Source organism: Methylophilus sp. DMC14, from assembly GCF_056314085.1.
The window spans coordinates 41,614-64,376 of sequence record NZ_JBQUZA010000009.1; the positions used below are offsets into that span (position 1 = coordinate 41,614).

Annotated in this window: 26 protein-coding genes; 19 read left to right on the top strand and 7 right to left on the bottom strand. The window is 53.2% G+C overall.

What is annotated here, in order from left to right; genetic code table 11:
* From ACT53C_RS14110 to ACT53C_RS14125, 4 genes are all read left to right on the top strand, one after another.
* Nucleotides 1–645: a hypothetical protein gene (locus ACT53C_RS14110; protein ID WP_476146990.1), complete on the top strand. Its 645-nt coding sequence runs from the start codon at nt 1–3 to the stop codon at nt 643–645.
* Between the two features lie 49 nt (nt 646–694).
* Nucleotides 695–1,381 (top strand): CAAX prenyl protease-related protein, encoded by a 687-nt coding sequence (locus ACT53C_RS14115; RefSeq protein ID WP_476146992.1) that lies wholly within the window; start codon nt 695–697, stop codon nt 1,379–1,381.
* Nucleotides 1,382–1,500: 119 nt separating this feature from the next.
* Nucleotides 1,501–2,460, top strand: a complete 960-nt coding sequence (locus tag ACT53C_RS14120; protein WP_476146994.1) for an EpsD family peptidyl-prolyl cis-trans isomerase — start codon at nt 1,501–1,503, stop codon at nt 2,458–2,460.
* Nucleotides 2,461–2,668: 208 nt separating this feature from the next.
* The gene (locus ACT53C_RS14125; protein WP_476146996.1) at nt 2,669–3,211 is read left to right on the top strand and encodes a hypothetical protein; all 543 of its coding nucleotides are present in this window, start codon (nt 2,669–2,671) and stop codon (nt 3,209–3,211) included.
* A gap of 155 nt (nt 3,212–3,366) precedes the next feature.
* On the opposite strand, the gene ACT53C_RS14130 is transcribed toward ACT53C_RS14125, so the two are convergent.
* The 5 genes from ACT53C_RS14130 to ACT53C_RS14150 are packed head-to-tail and all read right to left on the bottom strand — an operon-like array spanning nt 3,367 to nt 7,894.
* Complete coding sequence (locus ACT53C_RS14130) at nt 3,367–4,764, bottom strand: DUF4350 domain-containing protein (RefSeq protein ID WP_476146997.1); 1,398 nt, start codon at nt 4,762–4,764, stop codon at nt 3,367–3,369.
* Nucleotides 4,757–5,503 (bottom strand): ABC transporter permease, encoded by a 747-nt coding sequence (locus tag ACT53C_RS14135; protein WP_194747403.1) that lies wholly within the window; start codon nt 5,501–5,503, stop codon nt 4,757–4,759. Before ACT53C_RS14135 ends, ACT53C_RS14130 begins: the two co-directional genes overlap by 8 nt.
* A 14-nt stretch (nt 5,504–5,517) precedes the next feature.
* Nucleotides 5,518–6,150: a response regulator gene (locus tag ACT53C_RS14140; protein WP_194747401.1), complete on the bottom strand. Its 633-nt coding sequence runs from the start codon at nt 6,148–6,150 to the stop codon at nt 5,518–5,520.
* Between the two features lie 15 nt (nt 6,151–6,165).
* The gene (locus ACT53C_RS14145) at nt 6,166–6,519 is read right to left on the bottom strand and encodes a hypothetical protein (RefSeq protein ID WP_275357165.1); all 354 of its coding nucleotides are present in this window, start codon (nt 6,517–6,519) and stop codon (nt 6,166–6,168) included.
* Nucleotides 6,506–7,894 carry a sensor histidine kinase gene (locus ACT53C_RS14150; RefSeq protein WP_228518681.1) on the bottom strand — a complete coding sequence of 463 codons (1,389 nt, stop codon included), beginning with the start codon at nt 7,892–7,894 and terminating at the stop codon, nt 6,506–6,508. Before ACT53C_RS14150 ends, ACT53C_RS14145 begins: the two co-directional genes overlap by 14 nt.
* Nucleotides 7,895–8,186: 292 nt before the next feature.
* Here ACT53C_RS14150 and ACT53C_RS14155 point away from each other — a divergent pair, with 292 nt between their 5' ends.
* From ACT53C_RS14155 to ACT53C_RS14225, 15 genes are all read left to right on the top strand, one after another.
* Entirely contained in the window at nt 8,187–9,983 is a 1,797-nt protein-coding gene (locus ACT53C_RS14155) for a methanol/ethanol family PQQ-dependent dehydrogenase (RefSeq protein WP_194747397.1), read from the top strand.
* A 98-nt stretch (nt 9,984–10,081) separates the two neighbouring features.
* Nucleotides 10,082–10,924: a methanol oxidation system protein MoxJ gene (moxJ, locus tag ACT53C_RS14160; protein WP_476147001.1), complete on the top strand. Its 843-nt coding sequence runs from the start codon at nt 10,082–10,084 to the stop codon at nt 10,922–10,924.
* Nucleotides 10,925–10,961: 37 nt separating this feature from the next.
* Nucleotides 10,962–11,576, top strand: a complete 615-nt coding sequence (gene moxG, locus ACT53C_RS14165; RefSeq protein WP_476147003.1) for a cytochrome c(L), periplasmic — start codon at nt 10,962–10,964, stop codon at nt 11,574–11,576.
* Between the two features lie 83 nt (nt 11,577–11,659).
* Complete coding sequence (locus ACT53C_RS14170; protein ID WP_194747393.1) at nt 11,660–11,935, top strand: methanol dehydrogenase [cytochrome c] subunit; 276 nt, start codon at nt 11,660–11,662, stop codon at nt 11,933–11,935.
* A gap of 130 nt (nt 11,936–12,065) precedes the next feature.
* On the top strand, nt 12,066–13,085 hold the full coding sequence (locus ACT53C_RS14175; protein WP_476147005.1) for an AAA family ATPase: 1,020 nt from the start codon (nt 12,066–12,068) through the stop codon (nt 13,083–13,085).
* Between the two features lie 59 nt (nt 13,086–13,144).
* Entirely contained in the window at nt 13,145–14,113 is a 969-nt protein-coding gene (locus ACT53C_RS14180) for a DUF58 domain-containing protein (protein ID WP_476147007.1), read from the top strand.
* Nucleotides 14,110–15,081, top strand: coding sequence for a hypothetical protein (locus ACT53C_RS14185; protein WP_476147009.1), 972 nt, complete (start codon nt 14,110–14,112; stop codon nt 15,079–15,081). The genes ACT53C_RS14180 and ACT53C_RS14185 overlap by 4 nt, the downstream gene beginning before the upstream one ends.
* A 2-nt stretch (nt 15,082–15,083) precedes the next feature.
* Complete coding sequence (locus tag ACT53C_RS14190; protein ID WP_476147011.1) at nt 15,084–16,115, top strand: vWA domain-containing protein; 1,032 nt, start codon at nt 15,084–15,086, stop codon at nt 16,113–16,115.
* Nucleotides 16,112–16,729: a hypothetical protein gene (locus tag ACT53C_RS14195; RefSeq protein WP_476147013.1), complete on the top strand. Its 618-nt coding sequence runs from the start codon at nt 16,112–16,114 to the stop codon at nt 16,727–16,729. The genes ACT53C_RS14190 and ACT53C_RS14195 overlap by 4 nt, the downstream gene beginning before the upstream one ends.
* Nucleotides 16,729–17,793 carry a vWA domain-containing protein gene (locus tag ACT53C_RS14200; protein WP_476147015.1) on the top strand — a complete coding sequence of 355 codons (1,065 nt, stop codon included), beginning with the start codon at nt 16,729–16,731 and terminating at the stop codon, nt 17,791–17,793. The genes ACT53C_RS14195 and ACT53C_RS14200 overlap by 1 nt, the downstream gene beginning before the upstream one ends.
* 6 nt (nt 17,794–17,799) lie before the next feature.
* Entirely contained in the window at nt 17,800–18,396 is a 597-nt protein-coding gene (locus ACT53C_RS14205) for an SRPBCC family protein (RefSeq protein WP_476147017.1), read from the top strand.
* 45 nt (nt 18,397–18,441) lie between these two features.
* A complete protein-coding gene (locus tag ACT53C_RS14210; protein WP_476147019.1) occupies nt 18,442–18,894 on the top strand; it encodes a hypothetical protein in 453 nt (150 codons plus the stop codon).
* Between the two features lie 9 nt (nt 18,895–18,903).
* Nucleotides 18,904–19,338: a thioredoxin family protein gene (locus ACT53C_RS14215; protein ID WP_476147021.1), complete on the top strand. Its 435-nt coding sequence runs from the start codon at nt 18,904–18,906 to the stop codon at nt 19,336–19,338.
* An 85-nt stretch (nt 19,339–19,423) separates the two neighbouring features.
* Nucleotides 19,424–20,392, top strand: coding sequence for a YVTN family beta-propeller repeat protein (locus ACT53C_RS14220; RefSeq protein WP_476147023.1), 969 nt, complete (start codon nt 19,424–19,426; stop codon nt 20,390–20,392).
* Between the two features lie 179 nt (nt 20,393–20,571).
* A complete protein-coding gene (locus tag ACT53C_RS14225; protein ID WP_476147025.1) occupies nt 20,572–21,528 on the top strand; it encodes a beta-propeller fold lactonase family protein in 957 nt (318 codons plus the stop codon).
* A 140-nt stretch (nt 21,529–21,668) separates the two neighbouring features.
* Here the strand turns inward: ACT53C_RS14225 and ACT53C_RS14230 are convergent, their stop codons facing one another.
* Together ACT53C_RS14230 and ACT53C_RS14235 are read right to left on the bottom strand one after the other, a co-directional pair.
* On the bottom strand, nt 21,669–22,265 hold the full coding sequence (locus tag ACT53C_RS14230; RefSeq protein WP_194747371.1) for a hypothetical protein: 597 nt from the start codon (nt 22,263–22,265) through the stop codon (nt 21,669–21,671).
* A gap of 89 nt (nt 22,266–22,354) precedes the next feature.
* On the bottom strand, nt 22,355–22,483 hold the full coding sequence (locus ACT53C_RS14235) for a hypothetical protein (RefSeq protein ID WP_255521176.1): 129 nt from the start codon (nt 22,481–22,483) through the stop codon (nt 22,355–22,357).
* Between the last annotated feature and the right edge of the window lie 280 nt (nt 22,484–22,763).

Consider the following 22,763-nt stretch of genomic DNA (forward strand, 5'->3'; position numbering starts at 1 on the left):
ATGGTTTTTTTAGTCCAAGCCTCACAAGGCGCTGTTGCTGCCGAAAAGCAGGACAAATCGGCCAAACGCGCCGCCATCCTGATGCAAAAAATGAAGCAGGATATGGAGGCGGAAAAAGCTGCCTTGCAATCGCAGTTTGAGCAAGAGAAAAAGGGCTTGTCGCAAGCGCTGGATCAGGCACAGTCCGCTCAGCGTTCACATTCAGCCAAATTGCAAGGCGAGGTCAAACGCAATCAGCATCTGCAGTCTGACAACCAGAAACTGTTGCAGGAAAAAGACGCGTTATCCACACAACTCAAACAGTTGCAAACCCAACTTACCGAAAAAACCCAGCAACTTGAAGCCGCCGAGCAACAACTCAAGCTTGCGCATACGACGCAGGAAAGCAACGAGCAGCAACGTAAACAGTTACTCTCCAAGGTCAATGACAGTCAACAGAAGCTGACTAGCTGTGAAGAAAAAAACAGCCGCTTGTATGCATATGGGCATGAATTGGTCAATTTGTATGACAATGCCAGCGTCTACCAGAAAGCCATGCGCTCAGAACCGTTTTTTCAACTCAAGCGGGTTGAGCTGGAAAACATCCTGCAAGAAAAGCACAGTCAGTTACTGGAAAACAAGGTCGACAAGGTCGCAACACCTTAAATGGCTTCAAGCATAGGCAGGTAGAAAGTTTGATGATAGGCTTTCCTGCATGATGCGGTTAATTGATCACTGGTTCACGCGCGCAGAATGTGCGCGTATCTTCCCGTTTATCGGCTTTATTCTGCTATTGGCCTTGCAACCGTGGTTAGTGGAGCTCTTCACTGCGCTGGGTGTGGCGGGCCAAGCGGCGTATTTGTGTCGCTGCTTGCTGGCCTTGTGGCTCCTGATCTACTTTAAAGCCGATTATCGCGAGTTGAAAGACAAACCTGCGCGCGCGCAGATCGGGGTTGCTTTGCTGGCGGGCGTGTTGGTGTTTGTGCTGTGGATTGCGCCTTATCCTGGCTGGCTGGGGGGCAGCGAAACCCAGAATGCTGCAGCGATGCCTTTGCAGACCAGTGCTGACTGGTTCTGGTTGAGTTGCCGTTGGGCAGGCTCGGCGTTGGTTGTGCCTGTAATTGAAGAACTGTTCTGGCGTTCGTATCTGATGCGCAGGCTGGATGCGAACGGTTTTATGACTGTGTCACCTGCCGCAGTCACGACTTATGCAATCCTGCTAAGTAGCGTATTATTCGCTGTGGAGCATCAGCTCTGGTTTGCAGGGTTGTTGGCAGGGTTGGTATATGCCTGGTTATACCGTCATTTCCAGGTGCTTTGGGTCGCTATCATTGCGCATGTCACCACCAATGCGCTCTTAGGGGCGTGGGTAGTGTTTGGTGACCATTGGCAATATTGGTGAACCGGGTGTGTAAGCGTTTGTCTTGAACAGCGCGTCTGTCTCAAGACTGCGGATTAAAAACCGTTATCAGGTTGCGAGTGATCGCAACAGAAGTTAAAAATAGCGAATATTAAAGGGTGATGATGAAGAAAATCGCATTGATCGTACCAGCACTGATGCTGGTGATGGCAGGTTGCAGCAAACATGATGAAGCCAGCAAAGGCGGCTCCCAGGTGGTTGCCAAGGTGAATGGTAGTGAAATTACTGTCCATCAGTTGAATTTTGCTTTGTCCAAACTGGGCAAGCTGGACCAGTCGCAAGTGAAAGCCGCATCTGAAAAAGTGCTGCAGCAAATGGTGGACATGGAATTGCTCAAGCAAAAGTCTGTGGACGAAAAGCTGGACCGTGACCCTAACGTGTTACAAGTCCTGGAAGCCACCAAACAGCAAGTGTTAGCACAAGCTTATATGCAAAAAGTGGCATCCAAGCAAGCCACACCTTCTGCCGATGAGATTCAAAAGTTTTATGATACGCATCCAGAATTATTCAGCGAGCGTAATGTGTATGTGATCCAGGAGTTTGCTGTACAGGATGGCACACAACATGTTAACGAGATTGAAGCAGGCATTAATGCCGCCAAAACGCCAGAAGATATTGCTAAATGGCTGCAAGACAATAAATACGTCTTTAACGTAAATGCCAGCCGCAAAGCCGCCGAGCAGTTGCCACTCGAATTGCTCAAGCAGCTTAACGCATTGAAAGCCGGCGATACCTTGGTGGTCAAGAGCCCACAAGCGCTGGTGTTACTGTATCTGGCCAAAGTTGATCGCCAGCCAGTCAATTTTGACAATGCCAAACCAGTGATCCAGCAGTTCCTGGTCAACTCTGGACAGCAAACACTGATCAAGAATGAGGTTGCGAGTTTGCGCAAAGAGGCCAAGGTTGAGTTTTATGGCGACTTCTCTAAAATGACCCTGAACGCTGACACCACTGCGCCTGCAGTCCCTGCAGCCAAACCAGAACCTGCGGCGGTTGCACCAACATCGCCAACAGAAGCCACACATAATCAGGCGATTGAAAAAGGTTTGTCCGGCTTGTAAGCATCGACTTGCCAACGGAATGGCAGACCTGCCAAATCAACAAAAGCCCTGCATATTGCGGGGCTTTTTTATACGCTATGTGAGGATGTAGATTCCGGTGTTTAATTGGCATGGAAGGGCGTTTGCGTTATGCAAATTGATAGGTTGTTTGTTGAAGCCAAAACATATGGCGGACTGTAGACGAGTCCGCCCTACGAGGGCTATTGATGTGAACAAGAAAACTCTTCTAAAGCTGGTGCTAACGCTTATTTGGACAACGTTTTGGTATATGCCAAAAATAAACTTGGATATGCATGACACTTACACAATTTCAGGGGTAATAGAAAAAAGAAACGTCAGAGGTGGCAAATATGTAATTAGAGTCCCTAATCCTCATAAAAATAAAACCGTTTTTGACCATGATCTGTACATATATCCCTGGTTTTCTTACAGCTACGCTCAATTTGGTGTTAACAACGCGTCCTTTTGTGAAACGCGTGAAAGTCTTGCGCTTATCAGTGAGCAAGCCCCTGTGCAAGTTCTTTTTGCTAGGAATGTTGGTGGCATATTTGCCAAAGATTATATGGTCGCTGAAGTGAAACTTAATGGTCATGCAGTTGACTGCTATTCAAAAAATGAAGTCCTTAAGCATTACCAAGAGTTATGGTTGATTAATTTTCACCCTCTTTCAATAGGTTTTTTCATATTAGGATTGCTTGCAATTTGGTACTCACGGTTTTATAGCTTTTTAAATGTTAACAAGGATAAATAAGATGGCAACTTCAGGTCTGCTAGGATTAGCCCGTGTAGGGCGGACTCGTCTTCAGTCCGCCGTATGAAATAGATTCAATCATCAATCTCACTGATTATCTTGCGGTTATCAAGCGTCCTCTCAATCCTCTGAACGCACTAACCTTTAACCTTACCTCAAGCGCGCTGTTTTCTGCGCCAGGCCCAGCCGCCAGCGAGCAGCAAGGCCAATGGCAGTCCAAACTGAAACCCGTTAAACAGCAGCATCAGCCAGGTACGCTGCGTCGGTAATGCAATCACAGTATCGCGGAGTGGCGTCACGGGCAGGCTGACGGTAGGCTGGTTATTCACGACCCATTGCAGGCTTTGCAGACTGAGTGCCAGGTTGCCGCCGCGCTGGATTTGCTGGTTAGAAAAAAAGTCTGGGCTCGCGATGACCAGAATGCGTTGTTTGTTGCCCGAGGCTAGGGGTTTTTCCAATGCCAGCATCAGCGTGGCCGGGCCGGGCGTATCTTTGGTGGCATTAAAGGTCATGGCGGAGGGCGCCGGATGGGCGGGCTGATAGCTTGCGCTCACCCAGCCTTGCTCTGCGGCGGCCACTAGCGGCAGGCTTTGCCACGGGTCATTCGGGATGCGCTGGTGCTCTATTGCATGCGCCTGGTTGAAGAAGGTGCGCAAGCCAAATTCCTGCGTTGGTCCGCGTGCGCCATAGCGCTGGGTACTTAAATCATGCAGGGGAATATCAAACTGGCGATTGACGGGATCAATGACTATGCCTGGGCTAATGGTCAGGCGCAGGTCTTGTGCCAGTGCTTGCAAGCCCTGTGCCTGTGGCGAGGTGGTGAGCCAAACCAGGTTGCCGCCCTGTTGCACATGTTGGCGAATCGCCGCGATTTGTGCAGGCGAGTAGGGTTTGTCGCTCCCGGCCAGGACCAAACTTGGTAAGGTTTTCGCTGGCGTGGCTGGCAGGTCTCCGGTCAAGACGGGGATGCCTGCATTTTGTAGGGCTTGTGCCAATTGGCTCAAACCAGTGCCATGCGTGTCATGCAATGCATGGGCCGCGAGAAATTGCAGCGGGGCGCGTTCGCCATGCTGCAGGCTGAGTAAGGCATTGGTAAAGGCTTCTTCGGTGTAAGGCAAATACAGGCGCTGCTGCTGGCCGGCATAGCGGATCAGCATTTCGCCTTCTTTTTTAATCTGCCACTCTCTGGCCAGCGTAGGTGCGGTGGCCGGATCAATAAATTGCAGATGTATGCCGCGGTGTTGCTGCTGATAGCGCTGCACCAGCGCCACAATCGACTTGCGGAAATAGCGGCCCTTGAACGGGCTGTTGCTGCAAAACGCGATAATCTCTATCTGCCCCGGCAGGTCGTTGAGAACCTGCTGGCTGGTGGCAGATAAGGTGTTGCGATGATTGTGTGTGGTATCTGCCGTGGCATGAAACTGCCAGGCCAGCCAGCCCAGTCCCAGTGCCAGCATGAGCAGCGCAGGCACGGCCAGTTTGTGCTGCCACCAATGAGCCAGGCGCTGGCGTAAAGCAGGGACGGTGGAGGTGTCTTTGGGTGTATTAGCCATACAGTCGGTCCGCATGTAAACGCCGGATCGCCAGCAGCACAAAAAAGCCGGCAAACAAGACAAAAAACAGAATGTCGTAGCTATTGAGAATTCCCAGCGCAAACTGGCGGTAATGCTGCATCAGTGAAAAATCATGAAACAGGGCCTGGTGGTCGTCGCTGAAAAACTTATCCAGCAACAGCCAAAAAGTCAGCGCGGTCAGGCTGCAGAATGCTGCCAGGATAGGGTTGGCGGTCAGGCAAGAAATATAGAGCCCGAGTGCACTGCTGGCTAGCATCAATAACCATAAGCCAAACGCATGTGTGAGCAGATAGGGCAGGTCAATTTCTGCCCAGGGCAGCAGCAGCGCGATCATCAGCACCATGCTGAGAATTAACAGACTCAAATAGCTGAGGATGCCTAGCAGCTTGCCCAGAATCAGTTCAGTCATGCTGAGTGGCGCGCTCATGAGCAAGGCCATGGTCTGGTTTTTGCGCTCTTCACTGATCAGCTTCATGCTCACCAGTGGCACCACAAACAGCATCAGCACGGCTGCCACACCAAACACACCTTCCGCCATAAACTGGGTGAGGCCGATACGCTGCACCTGCCAATGCGCGCTTTGCATGATCTCGAAATACTGGTTAAAACTCAGGCTGTAATAAGTGCCAACAATGGCCTGAAAGATGGCCAGCACCAGCCAGCCCATGGGTGTGGCAAACAGGCTGCGTAATTCTTTACGGGCGATGATCAGTATCATGGGCAACCCTGCGCTTACAAGCCCTTGATAATGCCAAAACGCACGGCAATATGCACCAGCTGGCCAGTGGTTTCGACGCCTAGCTTTTGCCGCACACTGGTCTGGATGTTGGCGACGGTTTTATAGCCAATATGCATGGCCTTGGCAATCGCTGCCAGCGCCTCCCCTTGGGCAATGCGTCTGAACACCTCAAACTCGCGTGGCGAGAGTTTCTGGATCGGGTTTTCCTGGCTTTCCAGGTGATACATGGACAAACTCTGTGCCAGTTCGTTATTGATATAGCGGCCGCCCTTGAGGATTTTCTGCACCGCTTCCAGCACTACTTCTGGCGGCTCAGTTTTGGTCACATAGCCGCGTGCGCCTGCTTGAATCGCGCGCGTGGCATAGATGCAGTCATCATGCATGCTAAAAATCAACACGCGCATCTGCGGCTTGCGGTGCAAAATGCGTTTTAGCGTTTCCAGCCCCCCTATGCCAGGCATGTCCAGATCGAGGATCAGCAAGTCCGGGTGGTTTTTTTCCACCAGCAGGCAGGCTTCTTCGCCACTCAATGCATCTTGCGTGACCTGGTGGTTGGCCTGCTCCAACATGGTCCGCAAGCCTTGCCTGAGCATGGCGTGGTCATCTGCGATCATTACTTTGGCCATGACGCGTACGACTCCTTACTTCTTGTTGGCAAAGGTGATGTTCACACATTTGTCGTTGGCAAATGTGAGTTCGGCGGTATTGAAATATTTATTTGGCGCATATTGAATCTTGCCCTGGTAATACCACATTTCAACGCTGTCACCTTCGCCTGCCGTCGCTTGACCTTTTTCCTGCAGGATCTGGTCAGCGTTATGGGGTTTAACGGCCACTTCTTTTTTCACCGGTTTGCCCAGTTGCTCTTCGACAAATTGGCGGGATTTTCCGCTATAAGCCTGCAAGAAGGGTTGCTCTAGCGTGTTGAGGTCTTTGGCTGCGAGCGAAAAAGGGAACAGCAGTACGATCAGGCCTGGCCATTTAGGATGTTGCATAGTCATTGACTCCCGGGTTGGTGGGTAAGGAAGAGGCAGGCAAAGCCTGCGGGTGTGCCTGCAAGGGCAATAGGCCAGTAATCAAGGTGCCGGCTTGCAAGCCACTCATGAGCTTGAAGCTGCCATGCAGGGATTCGATGCGTTCGCGCATGCCGACCAGGCCGACGCCTTCGGTGGCCAGTGAAGTATCCATGCCTTTGCCATTGTCACGTACTTCAATCTGCAACCACCATTTGTCCTGACGCTGGATCACCTGCAAATCGATCCAGACTTCGGTGGCCTGGGCGTGACGTGCAATATTGGTCAGCGCCTCTTGCGTCACGCGAAACGCCACGATATTGATATCTTCGTTTAAGGCATGCTCGCCGGTATCCAGCATCAAATGGCAATCCACGCGCGGATTGAGTTTTTTCCAGTCACTCACCAGTCGCTCGATGGCACCGACCAGGCCCAGTGAATCCAGCGCGGGTGGGCGCAGATGCTTGATCAGGGCGCGGATGGATTGCTGGACGTGTTGCGTATTGGAGGCGATTCTGACCGCAATCACATGCGCCTGCTCCGGCGTGCTTTTTTGCAGGGTGAGTGCATCCATACGGATCGCTGTCAGGTATTGCCCGGTTTCGTCATGAATCTCGCTGGCAATATATTTGCGCTCATGCTCCTGCACCTGCATGGCATGGCGCGCCAGCACACGGTTTTCTTTCAGGGTACGTTCCAGGTCCTGCTCGACTAGGCATTGCTCGGTCATATCTACCAGATACCCATGGATTTGTGCGGCCTGGTTGTCGCTGGGCGCCATGTAAACAAAGCGGGCACTCACATAACACGGCAGGCCATCCGGGCGGCGGATTTGCAGCTTGTTGAAATTGATTTCCTGCTGCTGTTGCAATTGCACAATAAATGGCAGCCAGTCAAAGCTGAACAACTCACGTGTATTGCGGTTGTGGCTCAGTGGGCGGCAAATACGCTCAAAGGCGCGGTTGTGCATGCCGATGTTGCCTTCCAGGTCCAGCACTACATTCCCGGTCAAATCTCCATCAAACAAGGTTTTATAGAGCTGCTGGCTGCTACTCAGGCGCGCCTCGGTCTGTTTGCGGCGCTGGATTTCGGCATGAATCTCACGCCAGCGGCGCTGACTGAACCACACACTGAGCAACACCAATACAAACAGTGTCAGCGGGACTTCGTCTAATTGCGCATATTCATAGGTGAGTAGCCAGGCGTTCACACGTTCTGCCAGGTCGAATGCGGATGACAGCACAAAGGTGACGGCCACGCCTGCGATCACGATAAGCGTGTCACGACTGGCCCGACTGAGATGGCCGAGCTGATGAAATACCCTAAAGAATGGCATAGACCAATGATATGAATGCATGACTTGAAAGATCCACTCAGTCAGCGCAGAGCACATCTGCTATTGACGGTGTTGGCGGTCAATTTGCGCCAAGTGAATGTGCGCCACTATAGACCACATCCTTAGGCTGGCTGTAGTGAAAGATTCCCGTTGTGGGGTGTGATGCGATGATGAATTCTTGAATAGATGATAGGGAATGTTTCATCTATTGCCAATGTTACAAATTATTAACAATTTCGGTCGTGAAGTGCAGCATTCGGGGGGGTGACTGCAACAACACATCAAACTCATTCTTGAGAGATTAGGAGATCGTATGAAAAACAATTCAACACGTGCCATTGTTGGCGCTTTGGTTGGAGGCTTGTTTGCCAGCGTTTCTGGTCTGGCATTTGCGGATGCTGACCTGGACAAGGCATTGAACACCCCAGGGGCTTGGCCTGTGGCAACCGGTGGCTATTATAGCCAGCACAACAGCCCGCTGGCACAAATTAACAAATCCAACGTTAAAAATGTGAAAGCAGCCTGGTCATTCTCTACCGGTGTGCTCAATGGTCACGAAGGTGCGCCATTGGTCATCGGCGACATGATGTATATCCACTCCGCTTTCCCAAATAACACTTATGCTTTGAATCTGAACGATCCAGGCAAAATTGTTTGGCAACACAAACCTAAGCAAGATGCTTCTACCAAAGCAGTGATGTGCTGTGACGTGGTAGACCGTGGTCTGGCTTACGGCGCGGGTCAAATCGTGAAGAAACAAGCCAATGGCCATGTACTGGCGTTGGATGCCAAAACCGGTAAGGTGAACTGGGAAGTGGAAATGTGTGATCCGAAAGTCGGTCAGACATTGACACAGGCACCGTTTGTCGCCAAAGACACGGTCTTGATCGGTTGTTCTGGCGCTGAGCTGGGTGTGCGTGGTGCGGTTAACGCACTGGACCTGAAAACAGGTGAACTGAAATGGCGTGCGTTCGCAACCGGTTCTGACGAGTCCATCCGTTTGGCAAAAGACTTCAACAAAGAAAACCCACACTACGGTCAATTTGGCCTGGGCCTCAAAACCTGGGAAGGCGATGCCTGGAAAATCGGTGGCGGTACTAACTGGGGTTGGTATGCTTACGATCCTAAGTTGAACCTGTTCTACTACGGTTCCGGCAACCCAGCACCATGGAACGAAACCATGCGTCCTGGCGACAACAAGTGGACCATGACTATCTGGGGTCGTGACCTCGACACCGGAATGGCTAAATGGGGTTACCAAAAGACACCTCATGACGAGTGGGACTTTGCTGGTGTGAACCAGATGGTGCTGACTGACCAACCTGTTGACGGCAAGATGACACCGCTGCTCAGCCACATTGACCGTAACGGTATCTTGTACACGCTGAACCGTGAAAACGGCAAGCTGATCGTGGCTGAAAAAGTCGACCCAGCCGTGAACGTGTTCAAGAAAGTGGACCTGAAATCAGGCACACCAGTGCGTGATCCAGAGTTTGCAACCCGTATGGACCACAAAGGCACCAACATTTGTCCATCTGCGATGGGCTTCCACAACCAGGGTGTTGACTCTTACGACCCAGAAAGCCGTACCTTGTACGCAGGTCTGAACCACATTTGTATGGACTGGGAGCCGTTCATGCTGCCATACCGTGCCGGTCAGTTCTTCGTCGGTGCAACTCTGGCGATGTACCCTGGCCCGAATGGCCCAACCAAGAAAGAAATGGGTCAGATCCGTGCATTTGACTTGACCACTGGTAAAGCCAAATGGACCAAGTGGGAGAAATTTGCAGCTTGGGGCGGTACTTTGTACACCAAAGGCGGCCTGGTTTGGTACGCAACACTGGATGGTTACCTGAAAGCGTTGGATAACAAAGACGGTAAAGAGCTGTGGAACTTCAAGATGCCATCTGGTGGTATCGGATCTCCAATGACTTACTCCTTCAAGGGTAAACAATACGTCGGCAGCATGTACGGTGTCGGTGGCTGGCCAGGCGTTGGTCTGGTATTTGACCTGACAGACCCAAGTGCTGGTTTGGGTGCGGTTGGTGCGTTCAAAGAACTGCAAAACCACACACAAATGGGCGGTGGCCTGATGGTGTTCAGCCTGTAAGTCAAGTCCTGAACCTGTTGATGTAGTGTGCAGGGTGGCCGTCGGTCGCAAGACGGGCCGGTCACCCTGTTCTCAGCCCTAGAGTGAAGAGAGCAAATATGTTTCCTGATGTAAAAAGAGTCCGTGCTGGCTGGGTTAGCGCCTGCCTCACGTTGGCATTCAGTCTGTTGGCGTTGCCTGCCGTGGCTGCAAATGCGCTCAATGTCTGTGCTGGTAAGTCTGAGCTGCCTTTTTCAAATGACAAGCAAGAGGGCTTTGAAAACAAGATTGCAAATGTGATTGGCAAGGCCATGAATCTGCCAATTAACTATTTCTGGTGGACCAATCCACTCACCCTGCAAAAAGACATGGAAGCAGGTAAATGTGATGTGTTGATTGGCACCGATCCGAATGATCCGCGTGTGCTGACGACCAAACCTTACTACCGTTCAGCTTACGTGTTTATCACACGCAAAGACCGTGAAATTGATGTGACCTCCTGGGATCATCCCTACCTCAAAGAGAAAAATTTCCGTATCGGTGTGATGCCAGATAGCCCCGGTAAAAACATGTTGCTGCAAATCAACCGTTTTGACGACATGTTTGACTACTTTACTGAAATCCAGAATTTCCAGTCCACCCGCAACCGTTACATCCACGTCGAGCCTTCACGGCTGGTGAATGATGTGGTCAATATGCACCTGCATATGGCGATGTTGTGGGCACCCGAAGCTGCGCGTTATGTGCGTGCTTCCGAAGTGCCGTTGAATATGGTGATTGTCGAAGACACCGCCAAAAAAACCAACGGTGAAAAAATCCCCATGCACTACAACGTGGTCATGGGTGTCAGCAAGCAGCACCCCGAGCTGGTGGATGCTTTGAATCGTGTGATTGATGCGCATGGCGCAGAGATAACTGCCATCCTCAAGGATGAAGGCATTCCTCTGTTGAGTTTGCAATAAGCCACACTGTTTTGTTAATTAAGTTTTGGAGTTTGAATTGAAAGAATCTCAACAACCGCATTTACGCCGCCTGCGTCAACCACTGACCATGGCTTTGGGTCTGACAGGCTTGGTCATGGCTGCTTTCCTGACGGTGGCCTGCGCTAAAGATGAATCTGCTGCGAGTCCTTCTGCGGCTAAAGCAGACGCGCCTGCCACCCCAGCCACTGCCGTCCATGTCGCGTTGAAAGACGGTCCGCCATTAGAGTTCCGCGGCACGATTTCGGGCGATGTATTGAACATTACGCCTATGGATGGTGAGACCTTTACCCCTGAGGCCAAGCATTTTTTAGCCACCGGTGAAAATCCTTACCGCTCCGATCCTGAAGCGATCAAAAAAGGCTATACGATTTTCTCTACCGCCTGTTCTGGTTGTCATGGTCACCTGGCTGAAGGCAAGTTAGGACCTGCGCTGACAGATGAATACTGGACCTACCCTAAAAATCAAACCGACAAAGGCATCTTTGAAACCATTTATGGCGGGGCGAACGGCATGATGGGGCCGCAACAGGGCCGTCTTCAAGTGGATGAAATTATTCATATCATGGCCTGGATCCGTCATCAGGAGGAAGAAAACCTTAAAAACGGTGGCGCGGCAACGCCTCACAGTTAACCGGCTTAGCAGAGGGTGAGGCTGGTGGCCCTCTGATAATTGAAAAATAGACACCAGCTAATTTGTGATTAAGGAGAAAAGTGATGAAACACGTAATGACATTACTGGCCGTGGCTGGTGTGTTGGCAGTGTCCAATCAGGCTCTGGCTTACGATGGTCAAAATTGTAAAGAGCCAGGTAACTGCTGGGAAGCCAAACCTGGCTATCCGGAAAAAATTGCGGGTTCCAAATACGACCCGAAACATGATCCGGTAGAGCTTAACAAGCAAGAGGAAGCCATCAAAGCCATGGATGCGCGTAATGCAAAACGCATTGCAAACGCCAAATCCAGCGGCAACTTCGTATTTGACGTGAAGTAATCTTAAATTCCCCCCTAGGAAGCTGACATCGTTTCCGGTGTCAGTTTTCACCTTCCTGTGTATGTGGCAACCCGGTGTCGATTGCGTGCAGTCGATAGTGGCCTGTTTCATTCTGAATCATGGATGGTGTATGGAAAAACAAATGGATTTGGCCGCGTGGCGTGACGGTGCGCTGGCGTTTGAGCAAGCATTAAACAGTGTGGTGGTTGGCATGCCTGAGCAAGTCAGGGCGCTCACCATTGCCATTTTTTCACGTGGCCATGTGTTGCTCGAAGGCGACGTTGGCGTGGGTAAAACCACGCTGTTACGCGCGGCAGCGCAATTGCTGGGCGGGGGTTATCAGCGTATTGAGGGCGCGATTGACCTCATGCCGAGTGACTTTTTATACCATGCCTATATCAACGAGCAGGGGCAGGCAGCGGTGAAACCCGGCCCCCTGTTGCAGCATGAAGAGGCGCTTTCGGTGTTCTTTTTCAACGAAATCAACCGCGCCCGACCACAAGCCCATGCCTTGTTTCTGCGCCTGATGGCTGAGCGCTCGGTCAATGCTTTTAACCGTGAATATCATTTTCCGCACCTGACCGTATTTGCCGACCGTAACCGGCTGGAGCGTGAAGAGACGTTTGAAATCCCGGCGGCGGCACGTGACCGTTTCCTGATGGAAATTTCGGTGAAGGCGCCAGACGCACGCGAGCTGCAACGGGCACTGATGTTTGATACCCGCTTTTATGATGTGGATGCACTGGTCGGCCAGTTGCCGTCAGGCCTCACCCCTTACGATCAGCTAAATGCGCTGGCTGCACAGGTGCAAAACACCGTGCGTGCCGAGCTGGCTTTGCAGGAGTATGCGGTAGAACTCTGGCGGGTGCTCAAAGACCCATTGGCAGCAGGCATCAGCCTGCCCGAGGTGGATATGAGCCGCTTGTTGGCCGGGGGCGCCAGCCCACGTGGCATGGCCATGTTAATGCGCAGTGCGCGTACGCGTGCCTGGCTGGAAGGGCGCGATTACCTGACCCCGGATGATATCCGCGCCGTCTGGCCGTATGTGGTGACGCACCGCGTGTTTTTGAGCGGCGCCTATGCCTTGCAGCATGAGCGGATTGCCCCGCAATTGCTGCAAGCCGTGCTGGATAAAGTCTCTGCGCCCTAAGCGGGGAGGCAGGTTCAAGCAATGATCGCGACTGGTGTGTGGATGGGTGTGAGTCAATCATGGTAGTGTCAAGTCAGTCCATGGCGCAACAGGCAGGGCAAGGGCACGTGCCGCCGTCCACCGTTGCCGCTGAACCAACCACTTTCGAACCGCGCCAGTTCTTTTATCCGGTGCCCTGGCGGGCACACAGCTATCACGCGGGCGCCACACTCACCAAGCATCATGGCAACGGCACTGACTTCGCTGGCTATGCTTCTTTACTGGCTTGCCCAGATCCCAAACGGATTGATATCCGCGCCAGTATCCGCACGCAGCCGCAGCAATGGCTGGTCAGGACTTATCTGGAACGTGCGGCTATTCATGTCTATGCCATTGTGGATGTTTCCAGCTCCTTATTTTTTCAGGGCCCTTCTGCCCAAGACTTGCAACAGCGCCTGACCCGTTTTGTCGCGTCGCTCGCGTGGTCGGTAACGCGCCAGGGCGATGGCTTCGGTATGCACGCCGCCAGTGACCATTTGCCTGCCAGTTTGCAACGCTTGCCCAGTTTTCAGCCTGGCACCGCGCATCAGGTGCATGGCCTGTTTAATGGCTATTGGCAGCAGGCAAGCAGTCAAGGCGCTGATCAGGGCCATACCGCCAGCGCGCTCCCTGCGGCGATTGAGGCTATCGGTTCCCGGCGTGCGCTGGTATTCCTCATCTCTGATTTTTTCTGGCCTGCGGCATTATTGCAAGCCACCATGCGTGCGGCTCAGCCACATGATGTGGTGCCGGTGGTGTTCCGCGATACCTCAGCGTTTGAGGATTTGCCTGCGTTTGGCTGGGCACGCTTGCGCGATATGGAAACCGGCCAGGAGCGCAGCTGGCTATTGCGGCGCAAGTTGCGCGCACAGATCGCCGCGGATGCCGCGCAGCAAAAGCAGTCGCTCAATCTTGCCTTGGTTAAGGCGGGTGCCAGATCCCCTTTGTGGCTAGCCCCGGATTGGCGTGCGGAAGACGTGAGCCGACACTTGATGGAGACGATGGCATGAGTAACACAAGCAACCGGTTTGCGGGCACGATGCAGTTTACGCGCTGGCTGACGACATTTTTTGCAGGGTATCTGCTGGCGGCCACTACGCTGGCATATGCCGCCAGCACCACAGCAAGCACCCAAGCCACAACGCACGCCAGCATACGCGTAGAAAGCGCCACGCGTGAGGCAGATTACACCCTGGGTAGTATCGCAACCCAGCATCTCAAGATTCATGTCCCGCCCGGTTTTGTGCTGGATCCGGCCAGTTTGCCTGCCCCAGCGCAAAATGAGGCGATTGAGTTGCGCGATGCCCATTGGCAACATGAGGACCTGGCCAACGAGCGCGTAATTAACCTGCAGATAGACTGGCAAATTTTTGTTGCCGGCGACACGGTTAAAATCCTGCCCTTAAAAAAACTGCATCTTGAATTCACCTGCGATCAGTCCAGCTGCGCTCAACAACGGTTGACCGTTGATGTGCCGCCAGACAAGGTCATTGTGTCTAGCTTGCTGCCCGCCAGGATTGATGCCGAGCACGTCAAGCTTTACCCGGATGCGCCTATGCCCAGCTGGCCGCTTGCGCCACAACTGTGGTCACTGGCGGGTTGGGCCAGCGTGCTGGCATTGGCGCTGCTTTATCTGGCTTGGGTCGCTGGCTGGATCAGCTTACCGCAGGAAAAACACATGCCTTTCCGTCAGGCCTGGCGCCAGATCCGCAAACTCAAAGGGGATGACGCTACGGAGCATTTGCAGGCCATGCGCTTGCTGGTGCGGGCCATGGATCAATTTGCCGGGCAGGCAGTGACCGCTGAAAATCTGCCGCAGTTGATGCAGCAGCAACCCAGACTACTGGCCCATGCGCCAGCCTTACAGACCTTTTACGCCGATGTGCAGCAGGCGTTTTTTGCTGGGCGGCCGGTCACTGCTTCTATCCCCTTGCTGACCCAGTTAGCCAGAGACTTGAGTCAACTGGAGGTGGCTTAAGCATGTGGCAGGCCTGGGAGCAATCCCTGATTAACGCGTCAGGCTGGGGCGAGACCTGGGGGCTCACACAGTTATGGCCATTACTACTGCTGCCATTGGCCGTATTGCCCTGGTGCCTGCGTGGTCAACGGCATTTCAAGCATCCGGCCTTGCAAGGTTTGCCCGAAGACCCGCTCTCTGTCTGGCTGGAACGTAGCTGGAAAATTAGTTTAAGTACTTTGCTGCTGGCACTGGCCATTGCCTTGAGTGGCCCGTTCCTTAAATCGCAATCCATCGAAAAGATCGGCCGCGGCGCACATGTGATGATTGTGCTGGACCGCAGCGCCAGCATGAACGAGCCGTTTGTGAACAAAGGCGATGCCCAGGCGCGGCAACCGAAAATGCAGGTGGCGCGTGAGGTGTTGAAGTCATTGGTCAAGCAGGGCCATGAAGATCTGATGGGCATGGTGACCTTTAGTACCTCCCCGATTCTGGCGGCGCCTTTGGGTAATGACCGGGCGTTTGTGCAAGCCGCACTCGACGCGACCGAAGCCGGTGGCATGGGCTTTACGGCGGTGGCACGGGGGCTCGGTATGGCGCTGGATTATTTTGCCGACCAGCCGGTGACCGGCGCGCGTGCCATTGTGCTGGTCTCGGATGGCGGTGCGCACCTGGATGGCAAAACCCAGGACATGCTGCGAGCCATGTTTATGCGGCAGCAGGCGTCCTTGTACTGGATTTACCTGCGCTCTGAAAACGGCGTCACCCTCAAGCAAAGCCTGGCCGAAGGCGAGAATATTGACGCCTATCCCGAGGTGGCCTTGCATGACTATTTCCAGACGCTGAATGTGCCTTATCACGTGTATGAGGCAGAAAATCCGCAGGCGGTGATGGCGGCCGTGCGCGATATCGCCAAGCTTAAAAACAAACCAACCCGTTACCTGGAACCGATTGCACGGCAAGACTTGAGCCAATACGCCTATGGCCTGGCCTGGCTGGCAGCCTTGCTATTAATCGCGATGCTACAACTGGAGTTAACACGGTGGCAAACATGAGTTATCCCAACACAAAAAGACAATGGATCAATCATTTGCGCCGCGGTGGCCTGTGGGCAGCGCTGCTGGTTCTGCTATCACTGGTGATGCTGGCGCGTCAGGGCATCGCGCTCTATCAATCCACTGTTTACAGGCATAGCCTGCAGCCGCATGTGCTGATCAAGGACCGTTTGCTCGGTGCCAACCAGACGCCGCAGGCCTTGTTTGCCAATGCAGTGTTTTATGACGATCAACTCAAATCTGACCAGGCCTTGGCGCAATATGCTGCCGTCATTGCCAGCACCACCGACGACCAGCCTTTGCGTAAACAGGCCTATTTCAACTCGGGTAATGTGTATTTGCGCACCGCGATCCGCTTGCTCGAACAACGTGGCTTGCCTGCCTGGGATGAGGCGGGGCCACTGGTGGCACTGGCCAAAGAGAGCTACCAGAAAGCCTTGCGCATTGAGCCAGACTGGTCCGAGGTGAAGTACAACTACCATCTGGCCCTCAGGCTGGCGCCGACCACGCATGGCATGAATGGACCGCAACAGTACGAAGACGAGCAGATTAAAGCCGAAGAGCAACCCAGTGGCTGGCCTGCCATGCCTGGCAATCCGAGAGGCATGCCCTGATGATGGCAGGGTTTAAACAACTCAGGGCTTTGCTCGTTGGCAATCCTGAAAACGCGCTGGCATCGCGCGGGCTGGTGTTGCGCAAGCGCTGCCTGTGGCTGCTGGCGCTGTTGCTCACACTCACGCTTTTTCACCCGCAACTGACCTTACCCAACCGCGTGTATGACTGGTACTTTGTGGTGGATATCACACAAAGCATGAATGTGCCCGACTATCAGCTGAATGGGAAAAGTGTCAGCCGCCTGGAGATGGCCAAGCAAAGCATACGCAAAACCTTGTCTGTGCTGCCGTGTGGTTCACGCGTGGCGCTGGGCATGTTTACCGAGCGAAATACGGTGAATGTGGTGAAGCCGGTGGAGGTGTGCAGCCATTTTGCTGCGCTGGATCATACCGTGGCCAGCATGGATTGGCGCATGGCGTGGGCGGCGGATTCGTTTATTGCACATGGCCTTTATCACGCGCTGGAACAAGCGCCGTTGTTGGGCAAACAGATGCGCGTGCTGTTTTTTACCGATGGCCAGCAAGCGCCGCCGGCCAATCCGCAATACATGCCCAAATTTGCAGGCAAACCTGGTGAGGTGCAAGGCTACCTGGTGGGCATGGGCAAGCCCACACCGAGCAAGATCCCCAAACTGGACGAGAAAAATGCCGTAGCCGGCTATTGGGAGCAGGAAGAGGTTCAACGGTTTGGCAACTTTGGCATGGCCGAAACGCTGTCAGTGCTGGCCATGGAGCAGGGGCAACATGACCGCAATTCCGGACATGGGCCAGGGAACGAACTCTTAAGTAATGCCCATTTATCTGCGCTGGATGAAAAAAACTTGCAGCGTCTGTCGGTCGAGACCGGTTTGCATTACGCCAGGCTGGAGCATGTGGCACAAAGTGGTGACTGGGCGACCGGCTTGGGCATGACGGCCTGGCGCTGGGCCAAGACGGATTTGCGGCCCTGGCTGGCAGTGCCTGCCTGCCTATTGTGGCTCATGTTTATGGGGCTCACGTTTGCCGATAGCCCTTGGCTGCTTGGCATGCGACAAATGTTTAAACGATTTTTCAAGAAGGAGTAGTGTGTTATGAAGTGGTCTTTATGCGGAATGATGATGTTGTTAAGTGTGCAAGCTTGGGCACACGGGCCTACGCCGCAAAAAACGGATGAATCCATTCAGGTCAACGCATCGGCTGACGCGGTATGGAAACGTGTCAGCAGCCCATGCAGTCTGGCGCAATGGCATCCGCAAGTCACGGCTTGCGAGCCTGTGAATGACACCCAGCAAAAGCTGACCCTGAAAAACGGCAAGCAATTGATGCAGGAAATCGACGAAGTGTCTGCGGCAGACATGACCGTGTCTTATCGTCTGTTTGGCGACATTGATCTGGAAGCGCTGCCTGTGAGTTCTTTGAACGGCAAAATCAAAGTTGCTGCTGATGGCAGCAACGCCAAAGTGATCTGGAGTGCCCGTTATTACCGCGCCTTTACTGGCAATGAACCACCTGCAGGCCAGGATGATGAATCCGCCAAAAATGCGGTAGACGCCTTTGTCAAAGCCGGTTTGCAAGGGCTGAAAGAAGGCCGCCAGAATGCAGCGGCAAACACCCAGGGTTGGCGCCAAAAACTCTGCGCCAGCTTGCGCCCTTTGTTTAAACGCATGGGTTCCAGCCTGTGTGCATAAATTGAGCTCCGCCGTGTTGATTGTTTGGATTCAGCGAGGCATGTCATGGTGAGTAAACACTTAGGGTTATCCCGGCAGTCTGGATGGCTGTGTATCTCTTCAGTGGTCAGTCTCCTGGCCCAGTGGGCAACGATGATGTTGCCAGCCGTAGCTTGTGTTTTGGTCACAGCCAGTCTGCCCGCCAGGGCGGAAGAGGGTGTCGCCAGCAATGAGGCAACATGGGTGATACTCGAAGAGACGGATGACTCGTTATGCCTGGCGCATGGCGGCAAACTGATCACGCTGGCGCTGACTGACAGCGGCCAGCGCGCTGCCCCAGCCGGACTGGAGGTGTGGGTGGACCGCTGGTTTATGCAGGTGCAGACCGCAGACCATACCCGCCATCAACTCACTGTCGAACACTCCAGCCAGGAGTTGGGGTGCTCACAAAGCATCGCTGGCCCGCAACACTGGACACTCAGTACCATTAAACGCCTGCCCGAGCAGGCGCATCCTTAGGAATCTCGTATGCAAACAACCAGCCCTTCCGATTCGCAATCCAATCTGGCATCTACCCAAGCCGCTGCCGTGGTGCAGACACTGGCAAGCCAGGCGCAATTCAATGCGTGGGTGCAGGCGCATCCGCTCGCCGTGGTACTGTTCACGGCCGAATGGTGTGAGCCTTGCCAGACCTTTGCCCCCGTGCTGGCCGCCGTTGCCGCCCAGCATCCGCACATCGCCTTTGCGGTGGCCGATGTTGATGCGGCGACTGAGCTGGTTGCCAACTTTCAGGTAACACAGGTGCCTGCAATGATGATAGTGCGTGATCGCGTTATTATTGATATGGTCAGGGGCGCCATGCAGGCGCACGAGCTCAAGCACCATCTGCAAATGTGGCAGGCGCTGGATATGCACGCCATCAATGAACATTTCTCCCAACAAGCCTCCCAGCAAGCATCATGAAAAATTCCTGCCAATTTGCGGGAACCGGTCTCAATGCTTAAAGCGCGCATCGCGCTATCGTAACGCCTGTATGAGGACGATGGGTGTGCGCAGGCATCTGCCGCTAAAAACGCTATGGACCATGCTCAGCCTTTGCTTTGCGCTGGGCGTACAGGCGGCGGATGTTGCGTATATCACCAATCAGGGCGAACACACGGTGTCGGTGGTCGACTTGCGTCAATTGCAGGTGATCAAAACCATTCCGGTGGGGCAGTCGCCGGTGGGCGTTGCCATCCATCCCCAACAGAAAAAAGTGTATGTGAGCAATGTCGATGGCCGCTCTATTTCGGTGATTGATATCACCCGTCAGCAAGTGGTACAGACACTCTCGCTACCTATTGCCCCAGTGGGGCTGGCGATTAATCAAGCGGGCGACCGCCTGTATGTGGCTGACTGGTATCACAATCGTTTGCTGGTGGTTGAGCCCGTGCGCGGGCAAGTGCTGGCGAGCATAGAAGTGGGGCAGGCACCTGGCGGCTTGCAATTGAGTCGCGATGGACAGACGCTCTACGTGGCTAATCGCGACAGTAATGATGTGAGTGTGGTGGATACCCGCACGAATAAACAGTTGGGCAGAATTACAGTTGGCCAGCACCCATTTGGTTTGGGGTTGAGCCCAGATGGTAAGCAGTTGTATGTGGTGAATGTGTACTCTAACTCGGTCAGCGTGGTAGACACGCGTAACCAGCGCGTTTCGGCTACGCTCGCTGTTGGTAGACATCCTTACTGTGTCACCACAGACCCGCAGGGGCAGCGCTTGTTTGTCACCAACACCGGCGAAGATAGCGTTAGCGTGATCGACCTCGCCAGCCAGCAACCGCTGGCTAAAATCCGCGTCCCCGGCACGCCCGAAGGCATTGCCTTTGACCGCCAGCAACAACAGCTGGTGGTCACCAGCTGGATGGAAAATGTCATAGCCGTCATTGACGGGCAACGGCTGGACTCGCCGCGACAGGTCAAGGTTGGGGCACAGCCGCGCGCCTTTGGTGGATTTGTGTTTGAGGCTAGCGAATGAGTATAGCGTCGGGAGTTTATCCCGGTTAAATCGGGAAGCATGACGCTATTGCCAAGGATTTTAAGTGCTTAATATGCAATGGTCATTTAAATTTCAAATTTAATTGATTTGCATAAAGTATATCTCCATGTTCTGGCCAGTTGTTGCAGCAACTGGCCGACTTTTTTTAAGGATGCTCTATGCAATACGCTCGATTGTTGACCCTCACCGCAGGCCTGCTAGCCAGCCTCACTCTCAGCGCCCAACCGCTCGCTTATGTGCCTAACGAAAAAGACGGCACGGTTTCAGTGATTGACACCAGCACCGACGAAGTCATCAACACCCTGCCCAAAAAAGGCAAGCTCGGCAAAAAAGTGCAGGCTGCTGCCATACATCCCAGCAATCAAAAACTCTACGTCGTTGTGCGCGATAAAAACGCCGTCTCGGTGGTAGACACCAAGCTGGGCAAACAAACTGCCCTGATCAAAGTCGGCGACGAACCAGAAGGCATTGATATTTCACCCGACGGCAAGTTGCTGGCCGCCTGCCTGGAAGAAGAAAACGCGGTCTCGCTGGTAGACCTGCAAACCAACAAGCTCAAACACACCATCAAAACCCAGGGCAAAAACCCCGAGCATTGCGTATTTTCACCCGACCAGCAATGGCTGCTTGCCAGCAATGAAGAAAGCAACAATGTCGATGTGATTAACCTCAACACGCTCAAGTCAGAACACCTGATCGCATCCACCAAACACCCGCGCGGCGTCGGTTTTAGCCCCGATGGCAAATGGGCTTATGTGGCAAATGAAGCCGCCAGCCTGCTAGAGATCGTCTCCACCGCCGACTGGAAAGTGCAAGCCAATATCAAGGTCGGCCTGCGCTCCAACGGCGTTAAGGTCAATGCCGATGGCAGCCGTATTTATGTCAGCAATGGCGGCGACCACAACCTCAGCGTGATCGATACCGCCACCCGCGAAGTCATCGCCACCATCCCTGTCGGCCAACGCCCTTGGAATATGGCTCTCACGCCGGACGGCAAAAAACTCTATGTCGCCAACGGTCGCAGTAATAATGTCTCAGTGATTGATACCCAAACCAATGCCAAGCTTAAGGATATTGCAGTGGGGAGTTTACCTTGGGGGGTGGTGATTCATTAACCTTGGTAGGTGATTGTTGCTTTTTATTCTGCATCACCACAATATGCGGCGTACCGTGTATGGGTACGCCCTACGTGGGCTGCTCGACTGCCAGTCTGTAGGGTGGGCAACTCGTTGCCCACGCGTACGAGCCGAAATGCTCACGTTGGGTAGAGGAATTCACTTTTCTCTGGCGTGTCAAGATAGTTTCCCCATATGGCCCATTTTGACTGGTCTGGAGATACACACGCTAGTAGCCAAAGCGCGGAAATGTTCAGGCTGGGTGGTATTGCTAGTTCATGGGGATTGAACCGAACTTGCTGGTTTAAGTGGATGATAACCGTTAGGTCATTCGTTCCCGAGTACTTTCCAAGTGAGTTCAATACGTCTTGTAACTCGGCCTTGCTGTTTAGGTCCTTGGGCGCGACCTCCTTGATTTGAACTGGAGCAAAATGCATTTCTTCGCCGTTCGCCCAAAACGCCACGCAGTCCGCGTCCTCGAACTCTCCCTTTGAGAAAAAGATCTTCTGACCGATCCTCTCCCCATAGCCGTGACAGAAGAGTGCGGCTACACGAGTTTCGCGCCACTCCTTCAATCCCTGTGTGCGCAAACGTCGAACCTTTTCGTCTTCGACTTGCTTGAGAACCAGCTCCGCAGACCGCAGCCTCTTTAAGAAATCTTTCGGGTCGCGGTAGTCGCGCTTCCTCAGTTGACGAAACCGTATTGAGTCCATTTGTGGCCTAATAACGTTTGACATAAGGGGCTGGCGACAATGGTGGCTCAACCCTCGTTATTGAAAATTGGTTCATCGAAGATTGCTTTCGCCAGTCCCTCTTGATGGATGGGTTAGACATTGTTTAAAAGCACATAGGGTTGAGCATGGTGTACGCCACACACACCCAGTAGCAAGCACAGTACCCCAGCAGCCCCCTTTACTTCCAGATTGACTTTCACTTTAATGACAATATTTCTCATGGCTACGGCCCTCCTTTTGCTCAGTATTGGCTGGTTTAATGTTTGTAATTCTCTTGCTAGGGGTTTTCGAAGACCCCAAATCTCTTCCGGTCACAACGTTTACTACTTGCGTAATTTGGTTGCTGCGGGGCTGATTTTGCTCACTCCTATGTGCTCTCCTATTGATATGGCTAACGTTTGACATAAGGGGCGTGCTTTAGCGCGTGATCTTGCCTGTAAAAAGTGGACATCATCTAACCGATCATTTCCACCGAAATCGGTGATTGATACCCAATACCCG

What these genes read in the sequence shown, in the direction of transcription:
- ACT53C_RS14225 (WP_476147025.1), top strand. Translation starts at nt 20,572, where the DNA reads ATGCAATACGCTCGATTGTTGACCCTCACCGCAGGCCTGCTAGCCAGC.
- ACT53C_RS14180 (WP_476147007.1), top strand. Translation starts at nt 13,145, where the DNA reads ATGGTAGTGTCAAGTCAGTCCATGGCGCAACAGGCAGGGCAAGGGCAC.
- ACT53C_RS14130 (WP_476146997.1), bottom strand. Translation starts at nt 4,764, where the DNA reads ATGGCTAATACACCCAAAGACACCTCCACCGTCCCTGCTTTACGCCAG.
- ACT53C_RS14190 (WP_476147011.1), top strand. Translation starts at nt 15,084, where the DNA reads ATGTGGCAGGCCTGGGAGCAATCCCTGATTAACGCGTCAGGCTGGGGC.
- ACT53C_RS14135 (WP_194747403.1), bottom strand. Translation starts at nt 5,503, where the DNA reads ATGATACTGATCATCGCCCGTAAAGAATTACGCAGCCTGTTTGCCACA.
- ACT53C_RS14200 (WP_476147015.1), top strand. Translation starts at nt 16,729, where the DNA reads ATGATGGCAGGGTTTAAACAACTCAGGGCTTTGCTCGTTGGCAATCCT.
- ACT53C_RS14185 (WP_476147009.1), top strand. Translation starts at nt 14,110, where the DNA reads ATGAGTAACACAAGCAACCGGTTTGCGGGCACGATGCAGTTTACGCGC.
- ACT53C_RS14215 (WP_476147021.1), top strand. Translation starts at nt 18,904, where the DNA reads ATGCAAACAACCAGCCCTTCCGATTCGCAATCCAATCTGGCATCTACC.
- ACT53C_RS14210 (WP_476147019.1), top strand. Translation starts at nt 18,442, where the DNA reads ATGGTGAGTAAACACTTAGGGTTATCCCGGCAGTCTGGATGGCTGTGT.
- ACT53C_RS14205 (WP_476147017.1), top strand. Translation starts at nt 17,800, where the DNA reads ATGAAGTGGTCTTTATGCGGAATGATGATGTTGTTAAGTGTGCAAGCT.
- ACT53C_RS14145 (WP_275357165.1), bottom strand. Translation starts at nt 6,519, where the DNA reads ATGCAACATCCTAAATGGCCAGGCCTGATCGTACTGCTGTTCCCTTTT.
- ACT53C_RS14230 (WP_194747371.1), bottom strand. Translation starts at nt 22,265, where the DNA reads ATGTCAAACGTTATTAGGCCACAAATGGACTCAATACGGTTTCGTCAA.
- ACT53C_RS14155 (WP_194747397.1), top strand. Translation starts at nt 8,187, where the DNA reads ATGAAAAACAATTCAACACGTGCCATTGTTGGCGCTTTGGTTGGAGGC.
- ACT53C_RS14170 (WP_194747393.1), top strand. Translation starts at nt 11,660, where the DNA reads ATGAAACACGTAATGACATTACTGGCCGTGGCTGGTGTGTTGGCAGTG.
- ACT53C_RS14110 (WP_476146990.1), top strand. Translation starts at nt 1, where the DNA reads ATGGTTTTTTTAGTCCAAGCCTCACAAGGCGCTGTTGCTGCCGAAAAG.
- moxJ (WP_476147001.1), top strand. Translation starts at nt 10,082, where the DNA reads ATGTTTCCTGATGTAAAAAGAGTCCGTGCTGGCTGGGTTAGCGCCTGC.
- ACT53C_RS14175 (WP_476147005.1), top strand. Translation starts at nt 12,066, where the DNA reads ATGGAAAAACAAATGGATTTGGCCGCGTGGCGTGACGGTGCGCTGGCG.
- ACT53C_RS14150 (WP_228518681.1), bottom strand. Translation starts at nt 7,894, where the DNA reads ATGCATTCATATCATTGGTCTATGCCATTCTTTAGGGTATTTCATCAG.
- ACT53C_RS14235 (WP_255521176.1), bottom strand. Translation starts at nt 22,483, where the DNA reads ATGAGAAATATTGTCATTAAAGTGAAAGTCAATCTGGAAGTAAAGGGG.
- ACT53C_RS14195 (WP_476147013.1), top strand. Translation starts at nt 16,112, where the DNA reads ATGAGTTATCCCAACACAAAAAGACAATGGATCAATCATTTGCGCCGC.
- ACT53C_RS14120 (WP_476146994.1), top strand. Translation starts at nt 1,501, where the DNA reads ATGATGAAGAAAATCGCATTGATCGTACCAGCACTGATGCTGGTGATG.
- ACT53C_RS14140 (WP_194747401.1), bottom strand. Translation starts at nt 6,150, where the DNA reads ATGGCCAAAGTAATGATCGCAGATGACCACGCCATGCTCAGGCAAGGC.
- ACT53C_RS14115 (WP_476146992.1), top strand. Translation starts at nt 695, where the DNA reads ATGATGCGGTTAATTGATCACTGGTTCACGCGCGCAGAATGTGCGCGT.